The 5,712-nt window shown below is 29.8% G+C and carries 5 protein-coding genes; 3 read left to right on the forward strand and 2 right to left on the reverse strand.

Going from position 1 to position 5,712, the window contains the following annotated elements; genetic code table 11:
* Both ACVC2P_RS09455 and ACVC2P_RS09460 read right to left on the reverse strand, forming a co-directional pair.
* Positions 1-332: hypothetical protein (locus tag ACVC2P_RS09455; protein ID WP_452598228.1), on the reverse strand; the 332-nt coding region annotated here is incomplete at its 3' end.
* A gap of 3 nt (positions 333-335) precedes the next feature.
* Positions 336-2,423, reverse strand: coding sequence for a tetratricopeptide repeat-containing sensor histidine kinase (locus tag ACVC2P_RS09460; protein ID WP_452598229.1), 2,088 nt, complete (start codon positions 2,421-2,423; stop codon positions 336-338).
* A 471-nt stretch (positions 2,424-2,894) separates the two neighbouring features.
* Here ACVC2P_RS09460 and argS point away from each other — a divergent pair, with 471 nt between their 5' ends.
* The 3 genes from argS to ACVC2P_RS09475 form a co-directional block, all read left to right on the forward strand.
* Positions 2,895-4,685: an arginine--tRNA ligase gene (gene argS, locus ACVC2P_RS09465; protein WP_452598230.1), complete on the forward strand. Its 1,791-nt coding sequence runs from the start codon at positions 2,895-2,897 to the stop codon at positions 4,683-4,685.
* 225 nt (positions 4,686-4,910) lie between these two features.
* Entirely contained in the window at positions 4,911-5,507 is a 597-nt protein-coding gene (locus ACVC2P_RS09470; RefSeq protein WP_452598231.1) for a SprT-like domain-containing protein, read from the forward strand.
* 105 nt (positions 5,508-5,612) lie between these two features.
* Positions 5,613-5,712 (forward strand): sugar phosphate nucleotidyltransferase (locus tag ACVC2P_RS09475; RefSeq protein ID WP_452598232.1); only part of this gene is annotated, 100 nt, incomplete at its 3' end.

Consider the following 5,712-nt stretch of genomic DNA (forward strand, 5'->3'; position numbering starts at 1 on the left):
ACTATAAGTAGAATTGCAAAATAAGTAGATAAATGGATTTCTCCTAAATAGAATGCTCCAATTGCACCAAAGTAAGAAAACAAACAATAAGCAAAAACACCAACAATTATACTACCCCATAGTTTTTTTACATAGCCATAAAGCGATAGCACTCCCAGAAGACTCATAGGGCCTAACATCATCGTTAAAATATTTCCCTGTGCCATTAACTGAGACATACCCATGACAATAACTAAAAAAGAAACGAGAAAAGGTCCGCCTCCAATACCAGCATAACCACCAATATAACCCACAGATAACCCTAATAAAACGTAGATAATTATATCGTACATAAATTAATTTAATAACGAATAACCAGTTTTACTTTTGGGTAGCTCAATATAAAACGTGCTACCTTTTTTAAGCTCACTATCCACCCAAATGCGTCCTTGATTAAGTTCTACCATTTCTTTACAAATAGTTAACCCTAAGCCAGTACCTTTTTCATTATTGGTGCCAACAGTAGAGAAGGCTTTATCATTAAATAACTTATCCTGATTTTCTTTAGAAATACCAATACCAGAATCTGCAATACTTATAATCGCTTTGCTATTTACACTAGTTTTATTATTAATCGTAATAGAGTCGCCATTTTCACAGAACTTTACTGCGTTAGCCAATAAATTCTGAATGATGATTTCTACCATACTTCTGTCAGCAAATACATATTCGCGTGTTGTATTATTTATTAAATTAATACCTTTAGTTATAATTTTTTGCTCAACGAGTTTTAATTTATCTTCAAAAACTTCCTGAATATCAAATAAAGAAGGCTTTGCTTCTAGAGATTGCATTTGCGATTTAGACCAGTTTAGTAAATTAAAAAGTAATAAGGATGCATTGTTAGCATTATCACTTAATTCAGGCAATAAACTATTAAATTCTTCATCAGAAAGAGAACCCTCCTTAAGCAAGTCTATAAAACCTTGAGTAGACGTTAAAGAATCTTTTAAATCATGTGAAACTATAGAAAACAGTTTATCTTTAACGTGATTAATACTCTCTAAGTATTTACTTTGCTCTAAAATGGCTTCGTTTTGCTGTTCTATCTTTTGGTTTTTTTCTTCTAACTCTCTAGTATACTTTAATTGGTTGTTACGCTTTAAATATGCAGGTACAAAAAATATAAGCGCAATTGCAAAGGCGGCTAGTAAAGTATAAAATACAAGCTTTAACCTACTAATGTTTTCTTTATTATCTACTACTACAGCAGCTTTAGGAGGTGTTTTGATGTTGGTAATAGGTTTTTGCGCTAATGCAGCAACATTAATAGAATCGTTAATAGCTTTAACAATAGTATTAGAAATGGTCTCCTTTTTACTAATTTCAATTTTATCTTTTAATTTATAGTACTCCCTTTGCCAGGCAAAAGCACGTTTAAAGTTATTAGTTGTAGAATCTAATGTCTTGTGTAAAAGATACGTACTTAATAGTTCCTCTCTGTTATCTATAACTCTTCCAATATTTCCTGCCTCCAGTAAATAATCATCAGCTTCAACATAATTTTTAGTCAAAAAACTCAATGCTCCTAAATTATTTAATGACATAAGAATACCATTGTCGTTTTTTAGTATTCTATTTAATTTAAGCCCTTCATTAAGTGTTTTTTTTGCAAGAGCATAACGTTTTGTTTTAACATAAGCTTTACCCAATTTGGGGAAAATTTGAGCCTTTAAAACGGTATCTGTTCTTTTAATATACTCTAAAGCTCCAGTATAATAACCTATAGCATCATTAAACTCTTGTTTTTTTAAGTAAAGGTCTGCTAGATTTTTACTAGAAACTATAATATTTATAGAATCTTTAAGGAGGTTATCTTTCTCTAAACTTTTTAAATAATAAATAATAGCATCATCTAAAGCATTAGTGTATTGATAGGCTTTGGCTAAATTTTTATAGGCATAAGCTAAATCTCTGTATAACTTTTTATGTTCTAATTCCTGAATACCAGATAAAGCGTCTACAATTCCCTCTCTATAATTCCCTGTTTTAATTTTAAGAACCCCTAATTTGCTATTAATTTTAGCTATAATTAAAGAATCATTTAAATCAGTATATAAACGTTTAGCTTTAGTATAGTAATTAATTGCCTTAATATGTTCTTCTTTTTTTGCAGTAATTAAGGCTTTTAAATATAATGTTTCAGCAAGCCCTTTATTGTAATTTAAATCTTTAGATAGTTTTTCGCTTTGTTCAATATATTTTAAAGCTAAATCATAATCATTAGCAGCATGATATAATTTAATAATCTCTAAACAAGTATTAACCTTTGTAGAGTCCACTTGTTTAAATGCTAAATCTATAGTAAGTTGCTCTAAATCTTTAGTTTGAGAATAACCTAGTAGAGATATAAATAAGTACAAAAAAATAAGGGAATTTCTCATGTATTTTTTAAGAGCATAGAATAAAGCTATTTGAGCTGTTTAAAGGGGTTAAAAAATAGAATTGAAATTTGCAATGACATTTACAAGCCTTAATTTTAGGTTAATAGCACGACAAAAATTGAAAAAAATAAATAAAAAAACTAATTTATGGGATTTACTGACAAAAAATTAGATTAAATGAACCTTTATCGGTTTGATGATGTAATATATCGATATAATGTTAATTAAAACGATAAACTATTCGGTTTTTTTACCAGCATTAAAAATTAACACGTTAAAAGCTAAAAGGTTGATCTAATATTTTTCTATAAGAGAGCATTAAAAAATACACAATTAAGCATAAGTTTCTATCCATAGGATTCTAAAAAAGAACAAAGCAAACCCACATAAGAACTTAGGTATTTTAAAACCAAATAGTGTAATAATCAAATAATAAAAATATTATCTTTGTCCGTCTAAAAAATATTATAAATGAGCTTACAAGCGATCTTATCGAATCACGTAGAACAAGCAGTAAAAACAATTTTTAGTGCAGATTTGCAAACCGTAGAATTTCAGGCTACTCGTAAAGAGTTTGCAGGAGATATTACAATTGTTGTTTTTCCAATGTTACGCGTTGTAAAAGGAAATCCTGTGCAAATAGGAAACCAGATAGGACAATACTTATTAGATCATTTAGAAGACGTTGTTGGCTTTAATGTAGTAAAAGGCTTTTTAAATATTGAAATAAGTGATGCCTTCTATATTAACTTTTTTAATACCATAAAAACCAATACAACTTATGGGTTTGCAAAACCTAAAGAAGCAGATAAAGCCGTTATGGTTGAGTACTCTTCTCCAAACACCAACAAACCATTGCATTTAGGGCATGTTAGAAATAACTTGTTAGGGTATAGTGTTGCAGAAATTTTAAAAGCATCTGGAAAAACAGTATACAAAACACAAATTATAAACGATAGAGGTATCCATATATGCAAAAGCATGTTGGCATGGAAACGTTTTGGAAATGGAGAAACTCCAGAAAGTACAGGTTTAAAAGGAGACAAGTTAGTAGGTAATTACTATGTAAAGTTTGACCAAGAGTATAAAAAAGAAATAGAAGCGTTAATAGCAGAAGGGAAAACACTAGAAGAAGCAAAAAAACAAGCTCCAATTTTAGTTGAAGCCCAAAAAATGCTTTTAAAATGGGAAGCAGGAGATGAAGAAACTGTAGCACTTTGGGAAATGATGAACCAATGGGTTTATGACGGATTTAATATAACCTATAAAAATTTAGGAGTAGATTTTGATTGCTTATACTACGAAAGTAAAACGTACCTATTAGGAAAAGAATTTATAGATCAAGGCCTAAAAACAGGAGTGTTTATTAAAAAAGAAGATGGATCTGTTTGGTGCGATTTAACAAGTGATGGATTAGACGAAAAAATAGTATTACGTAGTGATGGTACAGCGGTATACATGACACAAGATATTGGTACAGCAATACAACGTATAAAAGATTACCCAGATGTAGGCGGTATGGTTTACACGGTTGGTAATGAGCAAGACTATCACTTTAAAGTACTGTTTTTAATTATAAAAAAATTAGGATTCGACTGGGCAAAAAATCTACACCATTTAAGTTATGGAATGGTAGATTTGCCATCAGGTAAAATGAAGAGTAGAGAAGGAACCGTTGTAGATGCCGATGAGTTAATTGTTGAAATGGCAGAAACAGCAAAAGAGATTTCTGAAGAACTAGGTAAACTAGACGGTTATACCGATGCAGAGAAAGATAAATTATACGAAACAATAGGATTAGGAGCTTTAAAATATTTCATATTAAAAGTAGACCCTAAAAAACGTATATTATTCGACCCTAAAGAATCTATAGATTTTCAAGGAAATACAGGGCCTTTTATACAATATACGTATGCTAGAATTCAATCGATATTAAGAAAAGCAAGTATAAGTGATAAGGAGGCGTTAAGTGCAACAGAAGTAACATTAACCCTGCATGAAAAAGAAAAAGCATTGCTAAAACAAGTGCAGCTATTTCCAGAAATAATACAAAATGCAGCCAAACAACATAGCCCTGCATTAGTAGCTAATTATGTTTACGATTTAGTAAAAGATTTTAATTCATTTTATCAAAACGTACAAATATTAGGAACAGGTAATGAAACAGAAAAAGTATTCAGAGTACAATTATCGCAATTAGTTTCTAATACTATAAAGAACGCCTTAAGTCTATTAGGCATTAATGCTCCAGAACGTATGTAATACTTTCTGTGTAGAGAATAAGTATAAACGGTAAACACTCAAAAAAAAATAAAGCTTTGAGAGTGTTTACCGTTTTTTAGTATCTCCGTTTTCTATATTTAAATACCCATTATTTTTATTGCAATAGCAAGTTTACATCATAATAAAATAGAAGTATCTTGTTTGTGTAATAACCATAAAAAATAAACAAGATTTGTATTAAATAAAAAACTTACTTTTGCTATAATGCAGATTACATTACAAAATTATATTCCCGAACAAGCAATACCACGCGTTTTACAACTTTTAGAACATGATAACTTAACCGTATTAGTAAAAAAAGAACGTAAAACAAGACACGGTGATTATAGAAAATTACCAAATGGGAAGCATCAAATAACAGTAAATGGAAATTTAAATAGCTATCGCTTTTTAATTACATTAATACATGAAATAGCACATTTTGAGGCATTTAAAAACTATGGGCGTTTAATAAAACCACATGGAGTAGAGTGGAAGCATACTTTTCAACAATTAATGCTGCCATTTATAAACCCAAATGTATTTCCTTCGCATTTGTTGCCGTTATTAGCAAATCATTTTAAAAATCCTAAAGCCTCTAGTGATACAGATATAACATTAGCACTAGCATTAAAAAAATACGATGCCCCAAACAATAATCATTATGTCTCTCAATTACCAATAGGAAGTATATTTGAATTGTATAACGGAAGGCGCTTTAAAAAAATAAAAAAACGTACAAAACGTTATGAATGTGTTGAAATTAATACAGGAAAAGTGTATCTTTTTAACCCAAATGCAGAAGTACTGCTATTAGAATGATTAAACTCCCTAAAGAATAAAAAAAACTGGTTAAATACGTAACGCTTATAAACGATGTAATGCAGTTTAAATAAAGTAAACGTATAGAAAGAATAGGAATAAACTATGAATAAAAATTATTACGCAATATTAATGGCAGGCGGTGTCGGATCTCGATTTTGGCCAGTAAGTACAGAAGCATTTCCTAAACAATTTCATGATATGT

Source organism: Pontimicrobium sp. MEBiC01747 (assembly GCF_053601635.1).